Raw genomic sequence first — 19,211 nt, 5'->3', positions numbered from 1 at the left:
CGTTTCGGCTTGTTTTTGCTGGCTGTGGCGCTGCCGAAACCCAAACTGTAGTAACAGGATGGTAGTAATCCCCATTTCGCACAACTTTTCGAGGATTACTACAATCCACCTACTACACTTTGCAGATTTGGCTGGTTCAAATGGGGCGGAGAGCGCGTCGAAAAGCTGGTGAATCTAAAGCTCCGACGGGTCGATGCCAAACTCAGCCAGGACATCCTGGAGGCTGATGCGCTTGCCACTGTCGGTCAGCATTCGCGTGAGCGCGAGTGCCAGGTCCAGGGCGTCCTGCCGCTCAGCCTCAAGCCGCTCAAACTCACCCGCCGACATGATGACGGCCACCGGCCCGCCACCGTCAATGATCACCTTGCGCTCATACAGGCCCAAACCAAACACATGGTGTGAGGCGTTTGCCGCAAGATCCGCGAGATCCACGTTGGAAGCAATCAATTCGGTACCCCTAACTGAAATCTATCCTTTTGACCAGGTCATTACTCCAGCGGATGGCGTCCTCTAGACCTAATATTTCGACTCCAGGAAGCGTCATATTCTCCACCGCGGCCCTATAAACATCGTCCCAGCCCTCGCCCCTAACAAATTCAGGCGGCCATGAGTGATCGCCTCTGTACTTGAACGTTTGCTCGCACAGCTCTTTCGCCTTGCTATAGTCAATATCTTCATTAGCCACGAGTATCTGCAAATCTACGAGATCATGCGCTCGCTGACTATCAGGAAATGTAGCCGCATGTATTTTCTGTGCAATTTGGTGTTCAGGCTTCACAACCGGTACAGGGTCCGGTGCATCAAACCCCAGGTCCATGAACAACGATGAGAGTTCATCCGAAATCTGCCTGTCCACAGAGTCCGCAACATGTAGCTCGTTATGCGCCACCTCAAACCTCACGGTCTTCCAGTCCTTCCCTTCGTACTGGAGCTTGATATCAAAAGGAGTCATTACATACTGCGGCGGAACCCCTGCAGGGCTGGGCTTCTTCACCTGCTTCACTCTTCCAGTAAAGCCTTGCCATCCCGCTTCAAGTTTGTCCTCCAGTTCATCCAAGAAGTGGTCTTCGTCCTGCTGTCGCGCGGCATCGAGATCCTTTGTGGCACGAGCTCCACTGCCGTAGCGAACAGCCATCGCACTTCCGCCTTTGACCACTCCCTGTGGAAGCATCTGCGCAACTACAACAAGCGCCATTACGTTCTCTCGCTGTGTCTCACGCGCCTGATCGTTTTCTATGTTTCTGATCTTCTGTCGTAAGGACACAATGTTTACCGGCCGGCTCATCCCACCAGCCCCTTCAGCTCCCGATACTGCTTGCCTCGAATAAACCCTTCCTGGTAGGCATCCTCCACCATCGCCTCCCAACGGTCGGCCATAACCGCTGGACGAACCTCCACGAGCGCCTCCGCGACGGGCTGTGACGGAATACCGTGATATTTCTTCACCTGAGCGTCCGGTGGAGCGGACCTAATCCGCCATGTTCCAGGCACCTTCCGGCGGTGTCGACGTGGCGAAGCTAGATAGACATTCTTGGGATTGAGCTCACCGATCCCGGTAACCTGCAATGTGGTTTCCCCACATGCATGCACGCCAGCACCTAGCGTGAGAATAATTTCGCGGAGAAAATCAAAATCGTCAGCGGCAGGATAGTACGGATCCCGATAAACGCCACGCTCCCGCTTCTCGACGGCCCCTCGCGCCGCAAGCTTCCGCAACTCAACATCAGGCACGCCCCGCACACGGGCGAGGGCCGGAGTGACATACCCGTCGTTTTCCAAAGCGATTTGTCGCAGCATTTCCCTATACGTAACCATGGACAAACCGTACCGTTTTTGGTGCGGTTTGTCCATAGTCTTGCTCGCCTGGATCTTCGCCGCCCCAGCTCCGAGAGTTCATAGCGTGCGCTTAGAAGCGTGCGATGCAGGTCGCGCATTTCCACCGGCCAGAGACGGTTTCCGGCGACCAGCGTCGCACTCCTTTAACACCTCGACACGAACAAGATCACGTGAAAGCCACGGCGCGCGAACCCGTCACCTCGGAAAAGTTCCCCGGCCCAGCGTGAACCCGGGACCTTTCTTTGTGGACAGCCGTCGCGACCTGCAGAAACGCAACCGTTGGTCGACCGGAACCAGTCCGAAACGCAAAATGGTTCCCGGACGCGGGAACTTTTTCAAAGAGGGCACAGGCGCGGGGCGCGGGCACAGGAGGGGCCAGCCAGCGGCGGGGCGGCCAGGGCGAAAGCCGTTCGCAAAATGTCGGAGCTGTGAGTACAGTGAGATTGTGTTGGTCGCGCCACTGATCATGACGCGCCTTGTTTCTAGTTTCGACGGTGCATGGTGGGCAGCTGCGTTGCTGTGGCGCGCCGAAGCTGAAGAAGCTAAGGAAGCTGAACAAGGAGGCCCGGGTTGTGTTGACGCTACTTGTCGCGCTGTTCGTCGCGACGTCGGCGGCGCCGTTGTTGATCCGTACGATCGGTAGATCGGCGTTTGCGCTGGTGGCGTTGGTGCCGCTGGGCGGGTTCGCGTGGATGGTGTACCTGTTCGCAAAGGGTGTCTTTGTGGATGGCGGGGAGATCGTTTCGCGGATTCCGTGGATGCCGTCGGCGGAGTTGAACCTGGATTTCAGGTTGGACGCCCTGGCGGGCTTGTTCAGTTTGATTATTTTGGGCGTCGGCTCCTTGGTGTTGCTGTACTGCTGGGGCTATTTCGATTCGAATCCGCGCAGGTTGGCCAAGTTTGGCGGGGAGCTGACCATGTTCGCCTCCGTGATGTACGGGTTGGTGATTTCGGACAGTTTCTTGCTGATGTACGTGTTTTGGGAGTTGACGTCGATACTCTCGTACATGCTGGTCAGCTACTACGGTGAGCGGGCGTCGTCGCGAAGGGCGGCGATTCAGGCGCTGATGATTACGACGTTCGGCGGGCTGGCGATGCTCGTCGGCATTAACCTGCTGGGCTACAAGACGGGGATTTGGCGCCTCAGCGAGGTGTCGCAGTTTGCGAATATTGAGAATACGCCTGCGATTTCGACGGCGATTGTGCTGATTATGTTGGGGGCGATGACGAAGTCGGCGCAGGCCCCGTGGCATATTTGGTTGCCGGGGGCGATGGCGGCGCCGACGCCGGTGTCGGCGTATTTGCACTCGGCGGCGATGGTGAAGGCTGGCATTTACCTGGTGGCGCGCTTGGCGCCGGACATGGCGGTGGTGAGTACGTGGCATCTGGTGGTGCTTTCGACGGGCGTGTTCACCATGATTCTGGGTGGTTGGTTGGCGCTGAAGCAGCGTGACCTGAAGCTGATCCTGGCGTACGGCACGGTGTCTCAGCTGGGCTTTATCACGACGGTGATCGGTATTGGGTCGCGTGAGGCGACGATGGCTGGCCTGGCAATTACGTTCGGGCACTCGATGTTCAAGGCGACGCTGTTCATGATCGTGGGCGCGATTGACCACTCGACGGGCACCCGCGACATCCACGAGCTGTCGGGGTTGGCGAAGCGGGAGCCGTTTGTGGCGTTTTTGGCGGCGGTGTCGGCGGCGTCGATGGCGGGTATTCCGCCGTTCTTCGGCTTTGTGGCGAAGGAGTCGGCGCTGGAGGCGGTCCTGAACGAGGAGATGCTGCACGGCATGCCGGGTTACATGACGCTGGTGGCGATCGTCGCTGGTTCCATCCTGACGATGGCCTACTCGCTGTACTTCTGGTGGTCCGCCTTTGCGACGAAGCCAGCACACAACAACGGCGAGTCGAAGGCGGTGCGCGAGATGCACCCGATCGGCCCGACCTTGTGGATTTCGCCGGCGGTGCTGACCACGTTGACGGTGGTGTGCGGTATCTTCCCGGTGCTGCTGTCGACGGCGTTCAACGAGTACCTGGATGTGCGCTTCCCCGGCGGCGAGCAGGAGGAGTTGGCGCTGTGGCACGGGATTACGATCCCGCTGGTGCTGACGGCCGTGATTGTGCTGGGTGGCGTCGTCATGTTCTGGCAGCGTGCGTTGCTGAAACCGCTGCAGACGGGCAAGCCTGCGCTCGGCAATGGTGACGCGTTGTGGGACGCGCTGCTCACGCAGCTGCGGACTGCGTCGCTGCGGTTGACGGCGTCGACGCAGCGCGGTTCCCTGGTGATCAACCTGGGCGTGATTTTCGCGGTGTTGGCCGTGGTGCCGCTGGCGGCGCTGGTGCTGGGCCGCTCGAACGATATTCGGATGATGTTGTGGGATTCGCCGTGGCAGGGCCTGGTGGTGTTCATCATGGTCTGCATGGCTGTCTTTGCGACGGTCCAACGCAACCGCCTATCCGCCGTGGTGATGGTGGGGCTGACCGGCTACGGCATGGCGACGATCTTCGCCCTGCACGGCGCGCCGGATCTGGCGCTGACGCAGGCGCTCGTGGAGACCATCGTGATGGTGGTGTTCATGCTGATCCTTCGCAAGATGCCGACGGAGGTCGAGCCCCGCAGCGACGACAACCGGGCCCGTGCCTGGCTGTCGATCCTGACTGGCGTGTCGGTTGTGGTGATCGCCATGTTTGCGATGAGCGCGCGCACCGCCGACCCGATCTCGGTGTTCATGCCGGAGCTGGCGCACGACATCGGCCACGGCCGCAACACGGTGAACGTGCTGCTCGTGGACCTGCGCGCCGCCGATACATTCGGCGAGATCACTGTGCTGGTGATCGTGGCGACGGGCGTGGCCAGCCTGATCTTCGGCACTGGCAAGTTTGGGCGCTCCTCGAGGCGCCCGACGCTGTCCACCACCAAGCCGCGCTGGTTGGCCAGCGGCGTGGATTCGGAGACGGCGCAGAACCGTTCGCTGATGGTGGACGTCGCTACAAGGATCTTGTTCCCGTCGATGATTCTGCTGTCCCTGTACTTCTTCTTCGGCGGCCACAATGCGCCCGGCGGCGGCTTCGCCGGCGGCCTGGTGGCGGCGCTGGCGTTCACGCTGCGCTACCTCGCGGGCGGGCGCCAGGAAATCGAGGAGGCCCTGCCTGTGGACCCGGCGAAGCTGCTGGGCACCGGCATGCTGTTCTCCTTCGCCGCGGCGGTGACCCCGATGTTCTTCGGCAACCCGCCGCTCACGTCCGGCTACACCACGGTCACGCTGCCGCTTATCGGCTCGTTTGACGTCACCTCGGCGCTCGTGTTCGACGCCGGTGTGTACCTCATCGTGGTCGGACTGACCCTGCACATCCTGACCTCCATGGGCGGCTACCTCGACCAAGAGGAAGACAACCGCAAGCAGTACGCTCGCCAGCGCGCTCGTGAGCTGCAGGAGAAGAATAAACGACGCCGCGAAGCCCAGGCGGCGAAACGGTTGGCGCGAAAGAGGCGTCGAGAAGCGGTCACTGGTGACGGTGACGCGACGGCAGGGCGGGGCCGGGCGTCGACAATTGGGGCGCCGGTGCACACCACCGCGCGTGGCCGCGAAAGGAGCGAGTAATGGAAGCGAACCTGTTCCTGCTCATCGGGTCGGGTGTGCTCGTGGCCACCGGCGTGTACCTGATGCTCGATAGGGCACTGACCCGCATGATCATGGGCGTGCTGCTGCTCGGCAACGGCGCGAACCTGCTGCTGCTGCAATCCGGCGGGCAGGCCGGCTCCCCGCCGATCATTGGGCGCATGTCTACCTTGTTCGGCGAGCGCACCGCCGACCCGCTCGCGCAGGCGATGATCCTCACCGCGATTGTCATTTCGATGGCGATGGTCGCGTTCATGCTGGCCCTGGCCTACCGCCAGTACCGCTACCGCACCGACGACATCATCGAGCGCGACGAGGAAGACCGCGCGATCGCCGCCCGTCCGAAGACCCCGGCGGCGGCCCCCGACCACGACGCCTCCGACGACCCAGAGACCGGACGCATGAGCTCCGAGGGCGACGCCTTCGGCCCACGCTCCTTTGAAGACCCCGTCAAGGAGGCCGACGATGACGAATAACCTGTTCGAGTTCGCCCACTGGGCGCTGCCCGCCATGCCGATCCTCACCGTCATGCCGCTGCTGCTGCCAGCGCTGGCAGCGGCGCTGATCCTGGTCACCGGGCGCGCCGTCACCCTGCAGCGCACCATCGCGCTGACGACTCTGTTCGCGCTGGCCGTCATCTCGGGTGCGATGATCATCATCGCAGACGTCCACGGCATCCAGACCGTCCAGATGGGCGGCTGGGAAGCACCCATCGGCATCACGTTGGTGGCGGACCGCCTGTCCACCATCATGGTGTTCGTCTCCTCCATCGTGCTGTTCGCCGTCATGTGGTACGGCATCTCCCAAGGGCTTCGCGACGGCGACGAGGACGACCCAGTCGCCGTCTTCCTCCCCGTCTACATGCTGCTATGCATGGGCGTGAACCTGTCCTTCCTCGCCGGCGACCTGTTCAACCTGTACGTCGGCTTCGAGGTCTTCCTCGTGGCCTCGTACGTGCTGCTCACTCTCGGCGCCTCGCCGGGGCGTGTGCGCGCCGGCATCGGCTACGTGATGGTCTCCATGGCGTCCTCGATGGTGTTCCTGTTCGCGCTCGCGCTGATCTACTCCTCCACCGGCACGGTGAGCATGGCGCAGGTCGGCCAGCGCATGGCCGAGGTCCCGGACGGCACGCGCGCCGCGATCTTCGCCACGCTGCTCGTCGCATTCGGCATCAAAGCCGCCGTCTTCCCGCTCGACGCCTGGCTCCCCGACTCCTACCCCACCGCCGCCTCACTGGTCACCGCGGTGTTCGCCGGGTTGCTCACCAAGGTGGGCGTCTACGCCATCATTCGCGTCCGCACCACCATATTTATCGACGGCTCCCTCGACACCCTCCTGATGTGGGTCGCACTACTGACCATGGTCATCGGAGTGATGGGAGCACTCGCGCAGAACGACATCAAGCGTCTCCTCTCCTTCACTCTGGTCAGCCACATCGGCTACATGATCTTCGGCATCGCACTCGGCACCGTCGCCGGCCTGTCGGGCGCGATCTTCTACGCCGTCCACCACATCCTGGTGCAGACCTCGCTCTTCCTGGTCGTCGGCCTGATCGAGCGCCAGGCCGGGTCCGCGCAGCTGCGCCGCCTCGGCTCCCTGCTCTACACCGCGCCGCTCATCGCTCTGCTCTACTTCATCCCGGCGCTCAACCTGGGCGGCATCCCGCCGTTCTCCGGGTTCCTCGGCAAGATCATGCTCATCCAGGCCGGCGCCGCCGAGGGCTCCTGGCTCGCCTGGGTGCTCATCGCAGGGGCCGTCGTCACCTCCTTATTGACGCTCTACGCCATGATCCTCGTCTGGTCCAAGGGCTTCCTCCGCGACCGCGCCGACGCCCCCGAATCCGTCGCCATGGCGCGACCCTCATCGCTTACCGAGCGCCACGACACCATCGCCGTCGACGACCGCGCCGACGTCGGCCGCATCCCCGTCGGCATGCTGCTGTCCACCGCGCTCCTCGTAGCGACCTCCGTGTCCATCACGTTCCTCGCCGGCCCGATCTCCGCCATCACCGACCGCGCCGCCGAATCCTCCAGCGACCAACGCATCTACCAACACGCCGTCCTCTCCGGCGACCCCACCAACCCAACCCGGGACCTCGACGCCTTCCGCCAACCCACCGACTCCGGCGGCGGCAAAGACGCGCTCGCCCGCAAATCAGCGCGCTCCGCTGACGGAGAGGACGTCGTCACGACAGAACGAGTCCCCCTCCCCGCCAGCGCAACCGCCGAACCGACAGGAGCACACCGATGAACCACCTCCTCACCGGCATCCGAAACCGCTTCCGCGGCGCCTTCGTCCTCTGGCTCGCATTCATGTGGGTCCTCATGCAAGGCGACCTCACCTGGGGCAACGTCGCCGCCGGGCTGGCGCTCGGCGTCCTGATCGTGCTCGTGCTGCCGCTGCCGAACATCCCCCGTAGCGGCAACAAAATCCACTGGGGCAAACTGCTGCTGTTCGTACTGCAGTGGTTCGCCGACCTCATCGTCGCCTCCGCCAAGGTCTCCTGGCTCGCGCTGCGGCCCGCCGCCCCGCCCAAAAATGCCATCCTCCGCGTGCCCATGCGCGTCTCCGACGACCTGGTCCTCTACCTCGCCACCTGCGCCTACAACCTGCAACCCGGCGGCAGTGTCACCGACATCGACATCGCCAACCGCGAATGGACCATCCACGTCCTCCACGCCGACAACCAAACCGACATCGACCGCGAAATCGCCAACGTAGCCAAACTCGAGCGCCAAATGATCGACATCTTCGAAAGCAGGCGATAGCCCATGAACCCCCAGGTATACAACGCATTCCTCATCGTCGCCGGCATCTTCCTCGCCATCGGCTTCCTCGTGCTGGCCTGGCGAGTCATCGTCGGCCCCGACTCCATGGACCGCGTCCTCGGCAACGACGCCATCACCGCATCACTGCAATGCGTCCTCGCCCTCTACATCTGCTGGACGCTCGACACCACCGTCGTCAACGTCATGATGGTGATCGCGCTCCTCGGCTTCATCGCCTCCCTGTCCGTCGCCCGCTTCCGCAAACGCGACAACTCTTAGGAAGGACCCACCAATGACACTCGCATTCTTCCTCGACACCGCCTCCCTCGTCTTCATCCTCCCCGGCGCATTCATGGTGTTCTCCGCCGCCATCGGCACCGCGCGCTTCCAGTCCACTATGGCGCGCATCCACGCCATCACGAAGCCCCAAACCACGGGGCTGGTCCTCATGATCATCGGCACGATTATTCGACTCTCGAATGGGCAGGCCGGAGGGGCCACCGGCACCGGCGAGGCTGTCGGCACCCACGAACTTCACGACATCGGTGTCATCCTCATCCTGCTCATCTTCGCCCTGATGACCAACCCCGTCACCGCGCAGCGCCTCGGCCGCGTCGCCCGCCGCGAAGGCCTCTACGGCAACCCCGACTCCCTCAGCCGCAACGACCGCCCCGCCGCCTACCACCCCAAGCGCGTCGACCCCACCAAGAAGTAGGTTTTTGGCGCTCCCGCGCGAGTCGCGCGCACCACATTCCTGGATTCCGCGAACGCCCCAAGGTGTTTCCCCTGGTCGCGCGCACCCCTCGTGGGAATGTGGTGCTCAAGGTCCAGACCCACTAGGTACTTTGCTTCTCCACAGGGCAAACGGCATGGTGAGGGTCGTACCACAATACTCGGAATAGGTCACCGGATCGGAAGCCCCATAATCGGGGCTCGCCAGATAGACGGAATCGAAACACACGCTCCTCCGCAGAGGGCAGCGCTTGAATGCGCTTTTGGGCGTTGATACTCAGGGTCGAAACGTGTTGGTCATGGTTCCGGGGTCGTTTCTTCCGGCCGGACATGACGGTCTCAGCAAGGCACTCTTTCCATGTCTTTCGTGAAATGCTCTCCAAAAATGTCAAGAGCTCTTTCGTCTCTTTGGCCTCCAGCGACCATCGGCACAAGCTCTCACCAGGAGGGATGTCCAATTCAGCGACAGTCCACCGAACAGGCATTTCCCGCCAGGCACTTTGTGTCGCCTCACTGGGCACGCTTTTATCGCTTGCCACCGGCGACAAGTGTGGAACACGCTTACCCCCGAAGTTGTTTTGCTGACGCGCAAGCTTCTTCCTACTACGCTTTCCCCCACCCACGCGAACTACACCGCAGACGCCGACTGCATCGAACTGTAGAAATCCTGCATGACTTCCTGACTCACCTCATGTGTGGAAGGCGCCCCCACTGCAACGCCTTCACGGGCTTCCCGCCAGGGCCGCTCGCCATGCGCGAGGTCGCTCAACTGTTGGCCAGTGAGATGCCCGTATGCGTCGAGCACAGTGTCGATCGTCTCCCGCTCATCGTTTGTGAGCCGGTGAGCATCGCCGGGAAACATTTCGGGAGTTGCGGTGAAGTGCCCACGGTGTTGGTTGTATAGTTCACGGCACACTGGGCCGTTCGCCCAGGCCTCGAAACGGGAGTTAAACAGCGGCTTCTCGTCCCAGACCAAGCTCCAAGCCTGTGCGTAGTAAACGAGTTTTTGCAGCTTCATGGTACTCAGGCTTTCCCCCTGACGCTCCAAAATGTATCTCGCCACATCATTCACGTTTGCCATGCTGTTCCCCTCTCAACACTTATCGACGCCAACCCTACCCCATCAAGCATCAACCAGCCCCTACGCGCACCACATTCCCTCACGAGCTTCCAACCACCTGGGCTTATTCCAGCCCGCTCTGCAGAAATCCAGGATTTTGGTGTCACCCCAGCTGGCACGCACACCACATTCCTGGATTCCGCGAAGACCCCAACGCATTCCCCCAGGTCGCGCAACCTCCCCGCGGGAATGTGGTGCACTAGGCCCAAACAAGCTACTCCCAGGTCATCTCCTGCATCTCGGCGCAGGTGGCGGCGACGACGTCGTGCCAGGAGCCCGTCATCTCGTAGATGCGGCGTTGCCGCTGGTAGCCGGCGCCGCGTTGCATGATCTCCAGCACCAGGTTCAGCTCGCGCGTGCACCCAAGCTGCGCAGCCACAGGCTGCAGGGTGTCCACCAACGTAACGAGTTCGTCGCGGAGCCAGCGTTCGTCGGTGTCGCGGCTGGTGATCACCAGCGCGTCGAGGCCGTAGCGGGCCCCGCGCCACTTGTTTTCGGCGACGTGCCAGGGCTGGAGCGTGGGGAGGGCTTCGCCGGCGTCGAGAAGTTGGTCGTAGTAGACGACCAAGCAGTGAGTCAGTGCGACGACCGCGGCGAGTTCGCGCAGGTTGGATGTGGCGTCGCTGATGCGGACTTCGATGGTGCCCCACTTGGCCGCGGGGCGGACGTCGAAGTGCATGGAGCCGGTGTGGTTGATCACGCCGGAGGTGCGCTGGTCGTCCATGAATTGGACCCATTCGGCCCAGCTTTGGAACTGGTACGGCATCCCGGCGGTGGGAAGCTGCTGGTAGAGCATGGTGCGGTTGGAGGCGTACCCGGTGTCCAGCCCGTCCCAGCCGGGGCTGGATGCGGAGATGGCGAGCAGGTGCGGGTAGTGCGTCATCACCGCGTTGATGATTGGCCAGACGCGGTCTTCGTGACTGATGCCGACGTGGCAGTGAATACCCCACAGCAGCATTTGCTGACCCCAGTACTGAGTACGGTTGATCATTTCCTTGTAGGAAATTTTGGGGCTGAGGGCTTGCTCGCGGAAGTCGGAAAATGGGTGGCCGCCGCTGGCCCACAGGTCGAGGTCGCGGGCGTCAGCTTCGGCGCGCACGACGGCCAAGCTCTCCGCCAGCTTATCGACGGCCTCTTTCGTATTCTTACATACCGGCGTCACCAGCTCGACCGTGTTTTGGAGGAACTCCCGCTCGAGGTGCACGTTGGGGTTCGTGGCGGAGATGGCGTCGATAATTTCGGGGGCGCGGGGTACCAGGTCCCGCGTCTCCTTATCAACGACACAGATCTCCCACTCCACTCCCAGTGTCGGCTCGGGGGAACGGGCGAACTCGCGGTATGGATCCATAGCAAGCCAGTCTAAACGCTGCGCTGGGCCCGCGCGGGGGTTTTATTCTCCCGCAAGGACGACAGTGATCGCCTCCGGCTTCTCGACGGCCTCTCGCGGCAAACTCGTATTCGCCGGCACATCCGTCGTCGCCCGAGGCGTACCCCCGATCCGCTGCGCGAGCTCCGCGGCAACCGCGTCAGCGCCAGGGGTGTTCGGGTTGAAGAACACGAAGGTCTGCGGGAACGCGCCGTAGGTCTGCTCCGGCATGTTCATCGCGGCGGCGTCGTTGGAGCGGTTCGCCACGTTGTACTGGGCGGCGAGGTCACCGGCGGTCCGGTTGGCCAGATCCGGGATGCCGGAGTTGTTGTAGACGTACACCTGCGCCTGCTCGCGAGCCAGACCTGCGGGGGCTGGCGCCGGCTGTTCCTGCTCGGCTGGCTTTTCGGTGGGCTTGGCTTCTTCGGCTGGTTTTTCCTGCTCGCTTGGTTGCGCCTGCTCCGACGAGTTCGCCGGCGCCGAGATCGCGGTCGTTGCCTGGGTTGCTTGGGTGGCTTGGGCGGTCGTGGCTTCGGTGGAGCCCGGCGCGGCCGCGTCCTGGTTTCCGTCGCCCTTGTTCATGGCGTAGATGCCCCACAGCAGCAGAAGTGCCGCGACGGCCAGCAGGATCATCGCGACGCCCCGCTTCGGGAACGCCGCCGCCGGCGCCGCTTCGTAGTTTTGGTCGTAGTCGTCCTCTTCGGCGCGGCGGTGGGCGCCCTGGTACTCGTTCTCAGGATTCACATTAGTCACATGCGCCACTCTAAACGTTTTTGCACACGTTTACACCTTCCCACGCGCACCGCGTTCCCGGTTTCGCCAACCGTCAGTACATTCCGGTCGAGGTGTTTAAGGAGTGCGACGCTGGTCGCCGGAAATCGACCGGGCTGGGTGCAAATGCGCGACCTGCATCGCACGCTTCTAAGCGCACGCTACGAGCGAAAAAGGTATCAAACCTGGCGGTTGCGAGCCCGTGTCGGCCGCAAGTTGAGCGCTACATACAGTGCTCTCTCCTGTCGCTTTCGTTCCGGTCGAGGTGTTTAAGGAGTGCGACGCTGGTCGCCGGAAATCGACCGGGCTGGGTGCAAATGCGCGACCTGCATCGCACGCTTCTAAGCGCACGCTACGAGCAGTTTGGGGCGAGGAGCGGGCCGGGTGCGCACCAAATTCCTGCATGGAATTATGCGACCTGGACTTTCGCAGATCCGCTTGCCGAAAAACAGGAATGTGGTGTCTGAGTGGGAGGGACGCGCACCAGATTCCTGGTTTTTGGCGGGCACGTTTGGAAAATCCCAGGTCGCTAGGGGAAAACCCGGAATCTGGTGCGCGATCACGCCGGGTCGGGGAACAATCTTCGTGAACAAACGTCGCGACCTGGGGAAACGAAAGCGTTGGTCGACCGGAGCCGGCCCCAAACGCAAAATAGTTCCCGGGCGCGGGAACTTTTTCACAGCTCGAAGAGAGGAGCGGCTCAACGGTCGCGGAGGCGCTGCAGGCGGCGTACGAGTTGTGGGAATTCGGAAAGGGCGGAGGGGTCGTCGAGAAGGAGGTTGAGTTTTTGGTAATAGCGAACCGGTGTGAGCCCGAGCTGGGTGGTGATGGCCTCTTCTTTGGCGCCGATGGCGCGCGGGGCGTGGGCCTCGAAGGTGAGGATGGCGCGGTCCGAATCTGAAAGCTGCTCAGGCATGCCTATTATGGTAGCCATGACCATTCGACCGATCGTTATTTATGGCGACCCTGTCCTGCACAACCCGACGAAGCCTGTGGAGCAACCGGTCGAGGAGCTGCAGGAACTCATTGCAGACATGCACGAAACCATGGACGCCGCCAACGGCGTGGGCCTGGCCGCGAACCAGATTGGTGTGCCGCTGCGCCTGTTCGTGTACCACTGCCCTGACGGCGACACGATGCGTCGCGGCACCGTGATCAACCCGGTGCTGGAGACGAGCGAGATCCCGAAGACCATGCCGCGCGACGACGGCGAGGACGACGAAGGCTGCCTCTCCGTCCCGGGCGAGGGCTTCCCTACCGGCCGCGCGGACTGGGCCAAGGTCACCGGCCTGGATGAGAACGGCAACGAGATTGAGGTCGAGGGCACTGGGTTCTTCGCGCGGTGTCTGCAGCATGAGGTCGGCCACCTGGACGGCTTCGTGTACACGGACGTGCTCACCGGCCGCTACAAGCGCGAGGCGAAGCGCGCGATCAAGGCGAACGGGTGGACGGAGCCGGGCAACACGTGGCTGCCGGGCACGGACGAAGACCCGTTCGGGCACTAAGGCACTAACAGCAAGATGTTCCGCCAAGAAGCGCCCGCTGTCGGGGGCAGGGTGACGGTTCGCTACCGCACGGAGTCCGGGGTCAATGAGGCGATCGGGGAGGTCGTGGGGTTGGACCCGCTGCGGGTGCGCCGCCGCGATGGGCGCGAGGTGACGATCACGGAACCGGTGGCGGTGCGTTCGCTGGCGCCGAAGACGGTTCGGAATTCGGAGATTCGTCGAAAAGAGGTGGAGCTCGCGGAGGCGAACCCGGCACCGGTGCAGGAGTGGGTCGAGGGGTGGCTGGCCCGCGCGGGCGCCGCGAACCCGCAGGATAATACGGCAGTGCCGTTGGGCCCGTCGGCGGCACTCGCACCGCTGCCACTCACCGAGCTCAAAGATTTTTACGACGCCCACTCCCTCCCAGTGCGCCTGTTGGTGCCGGAGCGCATCGGCAAGGCGGCGGAGAAGCACGCGGCGCGACACCCGGAGCTGTGGGAGGTCGGCCCGGAGGAGATCGTGGGCGATGACCATCATCGGCGGCGTGTCCTGCGTCTGCGCTAGGATATTGGCATGCGCATCGCCACTTGGAACGTGAACTCTGTACGTACGCGGGCGGAGAGGATCGCCGCTTTCCTCGACCGCAACGACGTCGACGTGTTGGCCATGCAGGAAACGAAGACGAAGGACGCCACGTTCCCCTACTCAACGTTCGAGGCGGCGGGCTACGAGGTCGCACACGTGGGCTACGACCAGTGGAATGGTGTGGCCATCGCGTCGCGGGTGGGGCTGGAGAACGTGCGGACGCACTTTGAGCGCCAGCCGTCGTTCGCGAAGAAGGGAGATCCGGTTGTGGAGGCCCGGGCGGTTGGGGCGAGCTGTGGGGGCGTCGATATCTGGAGCTTGTACGTGCCGAACGGGCGCGAGATCGGCGACCCACACTACGAATACAAACTCGAGTTCCTCTACTCTCTGCGCGAGACCGTGGACCCGCAAACGTTGCAGCTGTTCACGGGCGATTTCAACATTGCGCCGCGCGACGAGGACGTGTGGGACATCGCCTGGTTTGAGGGCAAGACGCACGTCACGGAGCCGGAGCGCGCCGCGTTCCAGATGCTGCTGGAGTCCGGCTTGGAGGAGATCCGCCACGCGGACCCCTACTCGTTCTGGGACTACAAGTCCATGCGCTTCCCCAAGAACGAAGGCATGCTCATTGACTTCCACTTAGCGACGCCCCCGCTCGCCCGCCGCCTGCAACAGGCTCGGGTGGACGTGGCGGAGCGCGACGGCAAGGGCGCATCGGATCACGCGCCCGTCATCGCTGATTACGACACCGCCGACCTCGCACTCGACCAGGTGCGGTAGCCATGTTGTCTCTGTTCAGTGGCCTCTCCCTGTGGCAGCTCATCGCCATGGGCATCGACTACGCCATCAAGTTCGTCATGATTGGCGTGGTGCCGTCGAACCGCAAGCCGTCGAGCGCGAACGCTTGGCTGCTACTCATTCTGCTGCTCCCGTTCGTGGGCCTGCCGCTGTACCTGCTGATGGGGTCCAAGTACGTCTCGCAGCGGCGCCACCGCATCCAGAAGGAAGCGAACGCCGTCCTCAACGACGTCTACTCCGACATCCCCGACATTCCCGCCGGTCAGCAGGCGAACCCAGAAGTGACCTCGATGATCACGCTGAACCGCACCCTGACCGGCTTCCCCGCCGTGCACGGCAGCGCGGTCGCCATGTGGGCGGATTACGAGAAGACGATGGTGCGGATTGCGGAGCTCGTCGATAAGGCGGAAGCATACGTCGACATCGAGATTTATGCGGTGGCCTGGGACAACACCACCGCCATTGTGTTTGAGGCGTTGGAGCGTGCCGTGGCCCGCGGCGTCCACGTCCGCCTCCTATTCGACCACATCGGTTCCATGAAATACCCCGGCTTCCGCGCGCTGAAACGGCGCCTGACGAAGGCCGGCATCCACTGGCACCTCATGTTGCCGCTGAGCCTGCTCAAGGGCCGCTTCCGCCGCCCGGATCTGCGCAACCACCGCAAACTCATCATTATCGACGGCCACACCGCCATGATGGGCTCCATGAACCTCATCGACCGCACCTACCTCACCCGCCAACACCGCGCCGCCGGACGCCAATGGGTCGACGCCTTCGTGGAACTCCAAGGGCCCATTGTCACCTCCATCGAGGCGCTGTTCGCCGTGGACTGGTACTCCGAATCCGGCGAACCCATCGAGCTGACCGCCCCCTTGGACCTTGGCGCCCCCGCAGACGCGAACCTGGTCCAGCTCATCCCATCAGGGCCCGGCTACCAGGCCGAACCGAACCTGCGGATGTTTAACACCCTCATCCACCACGCCAAAGAACAACTGGTGCTGTGCTCCCCCTACTTCGTCCCCGAGGACTCACTGCTGGAGGCCATCACCACCGCCTGCTACCGCGGCGTGCGCGTGGACCTGCTCGTTGGCCAGAAGGCAGACCAGTTCATGGTGCAGCACGCCCAGTCCTCCTACTACCAACAACTCCTCGAGGCCGGTGTGCGCATCTGGGAGTTCCCCGCCCCCTACGTCCTGCACACCAAGTTCCTGCTCGTCGACCCCACCTCGAAGGAGCCCGGCGCCGCCGTCGGCGTGCTTGGGTCCTCCAACATGGACATTCGTAGTTTCTCACTCAACTACGAAAGCTCACTCTTAATTTGCGACGGCCCCCTCCTCCGCAACCTCAACCAACTCGCCACCACGTACTTGTCGGTGACCCGCGAGCTCACGCTGGAGCGCTGGAACACGCGGCCGTGGTACCGCCGCTACATCGACAACGTGATGAAGCTGACCTCGGCGCTGCAGTAGCCGCACGCTGCCAGTGCCAAAGGACGCAACCACATCCGAAAAACCCGGCAAAAGCCCAGGTCACGGAAAACTGGTTGCGTCCTTTGGCACTGCCCCACAGCCAGGCGCACCAAATTCCCTCACAACCGACCAGCGACCTGGGAAAACGCCGGAACCCTAGCCAAAACCAAGGAATTTGGTGCGTCGGGCGAATAAGCGACCTACTTGTTCGCCATCACGGCGGCGGCCGCGCCGCCCAGGCCCAGGATGCCGAGCAGCACGCCGACAACGATCAGGATCGTGTTGCGGGTCTTCTCGTCGACGCCGCCCTTGTCGTCGGTGGCTTTGGCGTCCTGCGTGGTTGGGTCAGCTGGCGCCGCGGTGCTCGGGGCCGCTGAAGGCGACGGCTTCGCTGACGTGGTTGGTGGCGTCGATGGCCGCTTAGGTTGCTTCAGTTCCTTGGTGTCCGCGAGGTTGCGGCGGTTGGTGTCCTGGAAGTCGCCGAGCTTACCTTGGGAGAGCAGTGCGGATGCCCGCTGGCCCAGCACGGAGTCACCGAGCTGGGTGCTGACTTGGCGCAGCTCGTCCTCGGCGTAGTCGAGGAGGCTGATGTCGAAAAGCTCGCTGAAGACGATTTCGCCGGACTCGTTTTCGATCTGGATGTAGACCGGCACGTAGGAGCCGTACAGGCGCTGCGTGTCCGGGATTGGGATCTGGATTTCCTTGCGGGACTGCGGCCCGGCTTCCTTGGCGTCGCCGATGCCCTTGACCTTGATGGTCTGGACTGGGGCGATGCGGGAAAGTTCCTTGCCGTAGAAGGCGCGCACGGTGAACTCATGGTCGTGGTAGCCGCGGTTGCCGATGGTGCCCACAACCTTGTTGTCGGCGCGCACGGTGGCGATGCTGTTTTCGTCGGCCATGTAGAAGTCGGCCTTGCCGTCGTTCTTGAGGGCAGCGGCGGCGTCGAGTTCGCGGGCGTCGCGTTCGATGCCGCGGCGCTTCTCGGCGTCCTTGTCCGACTCGGAGTCGGACTCGGCGGGCTTGACGGAGACATCACCGATGCCGCCGGCCTTGACGTTGAGGTTCTTCCACTCGGACGGGACGGACCACTCGCCGACGTAGCAGTCGGGGGCGTCGGCGCAGCCTGGGTGCGGGGCCTCCTGGTTGCCGCTCTTGTCTTCCTCCTGGTAGTCGAAGGTGACGAACTGGTAGGCGTAGTTCATGGCGGATGGGCGATCGCTGAGCCAGTCTCCGTACTTGGTCCATTCGTAGACGGATTGGCGCTTGCCGTCGACCCACAGCATGCCGTTGTGGTTCAGACCCAGGTTGTGGCCGAGCTCGTGCATGATGGTGTTGCGTACTTTGTCCTCGGCGCCCATGCGGGCGTTCTTGGACACGTAGAAGCTCGTGCCGCCGATCAGTGCGCGTCCGGTGGCGTAGTTGATGGAGCCGTTGGCGGAGGGGGCGTCCATAAGGTCGCCGATGACGCCGGAGCGGAAGATGCCTTCGCGCTCTTTGAGCAGGTCCACCGACGTGGTGATCAGCTCCGAGCCGGACGTTTCGGGCGAGTTGAAGTAGTGGTCCTTGTAGCCAAGGATCGGCCCGCCGCGGTATTCGTCGTCGCGGGCTTCGAAGTTCTTGGAGTAGCCCTTACCTGCGTCGATGTGCAGGTTGTAGCCGTGTGCGGCGAACTTCTTCACCAGCTGGTCCAGGATGAGCCCGGACGGGCGGTAGACGTTCGTGTTCATCTTCGAGCAGGCGTCGTAGCGGGCGAAGCCTTCGGGGTTGACGGCGAAGCGCGCCGCTTCCTGGCAGCCCTCGGTTTCCCACTCGGACTTCATCCAGTTCATCTGGAGGAAGATGTCTTTCTCATACGGGTTGGCGCCCCAGCGGTGCAACGGCATATCGACGCCATTTACATTCGCACCCTGCATTTCCCAGATGTCTAGCAGGCCGTCACCATCCGAGTCCAGCGCCCCCAGCTGCGTTTCGATCTTGACCGTCATCTCGGCCTTCATCGTCGCGCCAGACTCGACGGTCTGGACCCAGGTGCCGCTGAGGACTTCACCACGTTCCATGTTTTTGTTGTCAGAGCCCGCGTTCCACTCTGGGAGAGTCGCCGGATCCTGAGCGGTGGCAAGCGCCGTCGCACCCGGGAAGTTCGCGTCGACTCGGTAGGCGGACTTGTCCTCCCCGCGCAGGCTGTCCCCAAACTGCGCGGCGGTCATGGTGCCCTTCATTGGCTTGGCGTGGTTGTACATGCGGATCGCCAGCTCACGGGCGGTTCCGGCGTTGTTGGTCAGCTCGGTGACCACGTTGATCTCGTCGCCTTTGACCGTAAAGGTGCGCTTCATGGTGACTTCGCGTCGCGGGTCGGTGTGCTCCAGCACCGTGACGCCGTCCTCGGGGGAGCTCTCAGTCGTACTCTTCGCGATCGGCGCCACCACGCGCCCATCGGCCCAGCCGATCACACCGACCTGGTTCTCCAACTTGCCCGCAACCGACTTCGGGTTCATGTAGGTCAGGGTTGCCTCGTGGTAGCTCTTCCGGATGTGGAGGTGGGTCTGGATGGCATCATCATCTGAATTGACGGGGGACGCCGTCGCAGGCACGGCCGACACTGCGCCCATGCCGAGCGCGAGCGTCACTGCACCTGCAATCACTGTCTTGTGAAAACGCATCC

General features: G+C 62.9%; 18 protein-coding genes. 10 read left to right on the top strand and 8 right to left on the bottom strand.

Translation table 11 applies throughout. From position 1 onward, the window contains the following. Window positions 1-174: 174 nt before the first annotated feature. Genes BJP05_RS01485 through BJP05_RS01475 form a run of 3 tightly spaced genes read right to left on the bottom strand, consistent with a single transcriptional unit; the run spans window position 175 to window position 1,797 of the window. Window positions 175-447: a type II toxin-antitoxin system Phd/YefM family antitoxin gene (locus BJP05_RS01485; protein ID WP_070361863.1), complete on the bottom strand. Its 273-nt coding sequence runs from the start codon at window positions 445-447 to the stop codon at window positions 175-177. Between the two features lie 10 nt (window positions 448-457). Then, complete coding sequence (locus BJP05_RS01480) at window positions 458-1,285, bottom strand: nucleotidyl transferase AbiEii/AbiGii toxin family protein (protein WP_070361862.1); 828 nt, start codon at window positions 1,283-1,285, stop codon at window positions 458-460. Continuing rightward, window positions 1,282-1,797, bottom strand: coding sequence for a type IV toxin-antitoxin system AbiEi family antitoxin domain-containing protein (locus BJP05_RS01475; protein ID WP_145945227.1), 516 nt, complete (start codon window positions 1,795-1,797; stop codon window positions 1,282-1,284). The genes BJP05_RS01480 and BJP05_RS01475 overlap by 4 nt, the downstream gene beginning before the upstream one ends. Before the next feature lie 611 nt (window positions 1,798-2,408). Here BJP05_RS01475 and BJP05_RS01470 point away from each other — a divergent pair. From BJP05_RS01470 to BJP05_RS01445, 6 genes are read left to right on the top strand one after another with little or no spacing between them, the layout of a single operon-like run. After that, window positions 2,409-5,438 (top strand): Na+/H+ antiporter subunit A, encoded by a 3,030-nt coding sequence (locus BJP05_RS01470; protein WP_070361860.1) that lies wholly within the window; start codon window positions 2,409-2,411, stop codon window positions 5,436-5,438. Then, window positions 5,438-5,932, top strand: a complete 495-nt coding sequence (locus BJP05_RS01465; RefSeq protein ID WP_070361859.1) for a Na(+)/H(+) antiporter subunit C — start codon at window positions 5,438-5,440, stop codon at window positions 5,930-5,932. Before BJP05_RS01470 ends, BJP05_RS01465 begins: the two co-directional genes overlap by 1 nt. After that, window positions 5,922-7,706, top strand: coding sequence for a Na+/H+ antiporter subunit D (locus BJP05_RS01460; RefSeq protein ID WP_070361858.1), 1,785 nt, complete (start codon window positions 5,922-5,924; stop codon window positions 7,704-7,706). Before BJP05_RS01465 ends, BJP05_RS01460 begins: the two co-directional genes overlap by 11 nt. Continuing rightward, window positions 7,703-8,224, top strand: a complete 522-nt coding sequence (locus BJP05_RS01455; protein ID WP_070361857.1) for a Na+/H+ antiporter subunit E — start codon at window positions 7,703-7,705, stop codon at window positions 8,222-8,224. The genes BJP05_RS01460 and BJP05_RS01455 overlap by 4 nt, the downstream gene beginning before the upstream one ends. A gap of 3 nt (window positions 8,225-8,227) precedes the next feature. Further along, complete coding sequence (locus BJP05_RS01450; protein WP_070361856.1) at window positions 8,228-8,503, top strand: monovalent cation/H+ antiporter complex subunit F; 276 nt, start codon at window positions 8,228-8,230, stop codon at window positions 8,501-8,503. Between the two features lie 13 nt (window positions 8,504-8,516). Continuing rightward, window positions 8,517-8,939 (top strand): monovalent cation/H(+) antiporter subunit G, encoded by a 423-nt coding sequence (locus tag BJP05_RS01445; RefSeq protein WP_070361855.1) that lies wholly within the window; start codon window positions 8,517-8,519, stop codon window positions 8,937-8,939. A 645-nt stretch (window positions 8,940-9,584) separates the two neighbouring features. Here the strand turns inward: BJP05_RS01445 and BJP05_RS01440 are convergent. The 4 genes from BJP05_RS01440 to BJP05_RS01425 all read right to left on the bottom strand — a co-directional run bounded on the left by BJP05_RS01440 (window position 9,585) and on the right by BJP05_RS01425 (window position 13,129). Continuing rightward, a complete protein-coding gene (locus tag BJP05_RS01440; protein ID WP_070361854.1) occupies window positions 9,585-10,037 on the bottom strand; it encodes a Panacea domain-containing protein in 453 nt (150 codons plus the stop codon). Window positions 10,038-10,290: 253 nt separating this feature from the next. Further along, on the bottom strand, window positions 10,291-11,424 hold the full coding sequence (locus tag BJP05_RS01435; protein ID WP_070361853.1) for a glutamate--cysteine ligase: 1,134 nt from the start codon (window positions 11,422-11,424) through the stop codon (window positions 10,291-10,293). Between the two features lie 42 nt (window positions 11,425-11,466). Continuing rightward, window positions 11,467-12,195, bottom strand: a complete 729-nt coding sequence (locus BJP05_RS01430) for a LytR C-terminal domain-containing protein (protein ID WP_070361852.1) — start codon at window positions 12,193-12,195, stop codon at window positions 11,467-11,469. Window positions 12,196-12,913: 718 nt separating this feature from the next. Then, window positions 12,914-13,129 carry a DUF3263 domain-containing protein gene (locus BJP05_RS01425; protein WP_070361851.1) on the bottom strand — a complete coding sequence of 72 codons (216 nt, stop codon included), beginning with the start codon at window positions 13,127-13,129 and terminating at the stop codon, window positions 12,914-12,916. Between the two features lie 16 nt (window positions 13,130-13,145). On the opposite strand from BJP05_RS01425, the gene BJP05_RS01420 reads away from it, so the two are divergent. Genes BJP05_RS01420 through cls form a run of 4 tightly spaced genes read left to right on the top strand, consistent with a single transcriptional unit; the run spans window position 13,146 to window position 16,549 of the window. Continuing rightward, on the top strand, window positions 13,146-13,718 hold the full coding sequence (locus BJP05_RS01420) for a peptide deformylase (RefSeq protein ID WP_070363431.1): 573 nt from the start codon (window positions 13,146-13,148) through the stop codon (window positions 13,716-13,718). Between the two features lie 15 nt (window positions 13,719-13,733). Then, a complete protein-coding gene (locus BJP05_RS01415) occupies window positions 13,734-14,261 on the top strand; it encodes a hypothetical protein (RefSeq protein WP_070361850.1) in 528 nt (175 codons plus the stop codon). 9 nt (window positions 14,262-14,270) lie between these two features. After that, window positions 14,271-15,062 carry an exodeoxyribonuclease III gene (locus BJP05_RS01410; RefSeq protein ID WP_070361849.1) on the top strand — a complete coding sequence of 264 codons (792 nt, stop codon included), beginning with the start codon at window positions 14,271-14,273 and terminating at the stop codon, window positions 15,060-15,062. A 5-nt stretch (window positions 15,063-15,067) separates the two neighbouring features. After that, complete coding sequence (cls, locus tag BJP05_RS01405) at window positions 15,068-16,549, top strand: cardiolipin synthase (protein WP_070363430.1); 1,482 nt, start codon at window positions 15,068-15,070, stop codon at window positions 16,547-16,549. A 200-nt stretch (window positions 16,550-16,749) separates the two neighbouring features. Here the strand turns inward: cls and BJP05_RS01400 are convergent, their stop codons facing one another. Then, on the bottom strand, window positions 16,750-19,209 hold the full coding sequence (locus BJP05_RS01400; protein ID WP_070361848.1) for a hypothetical protein: 2,460 nt from the start codon (window positions 19,207-19,209) through the stop codon (window positions 16,750-16,752). Between the last annotated feature and the right edge of the window lie 2 nt (window positions 19,210-19,211).

The sequence above is a fragment of the Corynebacterium sp. NML98-0116 genome (assembly GCF_001767255.1).
Classification (GTDB): Bacteria; Actinomycetota; Actinomycetes; order Mycobacteriales; family Mycobacteriaceae; genus Corynebacterium; species Corynebacterium pseudogenitalium.
This window is presented reverse-complemented; position numbering and strand designations above follow the sequence as displayed.

What these genes read in the sequence shown, in the direction of transcription:
- BJP05_RS01440 (WP_070361854.1), bottom strand. Translation starts at nt 10,037, where the DNA reads ATGGCAAACGTGAATGATGTGGCGAGATACATTTTGGAGCGTCAGGGG.
- BJP05_RS01435 (WP_070361853.1), bottom strand. Translation starts at nt 11,424, where the DNA reads ATGGATCCATACCGCGAGTTCGCCCGTTCCCCCGAGCCGACACTGGGA.
- BJP05_RS01460 (WP_070361858.1), top strand. Translation starts at nt 5,922, where the DNA reads ATGACGAATAACCTGTTCGAGTTCGCCCACTGGGCGCTGCCCGCCATG.
- BJP05_RS01465 (WP_070361859.1), top strand. Translation starts at nt 5,438, where the DNA reads ATGGAAGCGAACCTGTTCCTGCTCATCGGGTCGGGTGTGCTCGTGGCC.
- BJP05_RS01455 (WP_070361857.1), top strand. Translation starts at nt 7,703, where the DNA reads ATGAACCACCTCCTCACCGGCATCCGAAACCGCTTCCGCGGCGCCTTC.
- BJP05_RS01410 (WP_070361849.1), top strand. Translation starts at nt 14,271, where the DNA reads ATGCGCATCGCCACTTGGAACGTGAACTCTGTACGTACGCGGGCGGAG.
- BJP05_RS01475 (WP_145945227.1), bottom strand. Translation starts at nt 1,797, where the DNA reads ATGCTGCGACAAATCGCTTTGGAAAACGACGGGTATGTCACTCCGGCC.
- BJP05_RS01420 (WP_070363431.1), top strand. Translation starts at nt 13,146, where the DNA reads ATGACCATTCGACCGATCGTTATTTATGGCGACCCTGTCCTGCACAAC.
- BJP05_RS01400 (WP_070361848.1), bottom strand. Translation starts at nt 19,209, where the DNA reads ATGCGTTTTCACAAGACAGTGATTGCAGGTGCAGTGACGCTCGCGCTC.
- BJP05_RS01415 (WP_070361850.1), top strand. Translation starts at nt 13,734, where the DNA reads ATGTTCCGCCAAGAAGCGCCCGCTGTCGGGGGCAGGGTGACGGTTCGC.
- BJP05_RS01445 (WP_070361855.1), top strand. Translation starts at nt 8,517, where the DNA reads ATGACACTCGCATTCTTCCTCGACACCGCCTCCCTCGTCTTCATCCTC.
- BJP05_RS01450 (WP_070361856.1), top strand. Translation starts at nt 8,228, where the DNA reads ATGAACCCCCAGGTATACAACGCATTCCTCATCGTCGCCGGCATCTTC.
- BJP05_RS01425 (WP_070361851.1), bottom strand. Translation starts at nt 13,129, where the DNA reads ATGCCTGAGCAGCTTTCAGATTCGGACCGCGCCATCCTCACCTTCGAG.
- BJP05_RS01480 (WP_070361862.1), bottom strand. Translation starts at nt 1,285, where the DNA reads ATGAGCCGGCCGGTAAACATTGTGTCCTTACGACAGAAGATCAGAAAC.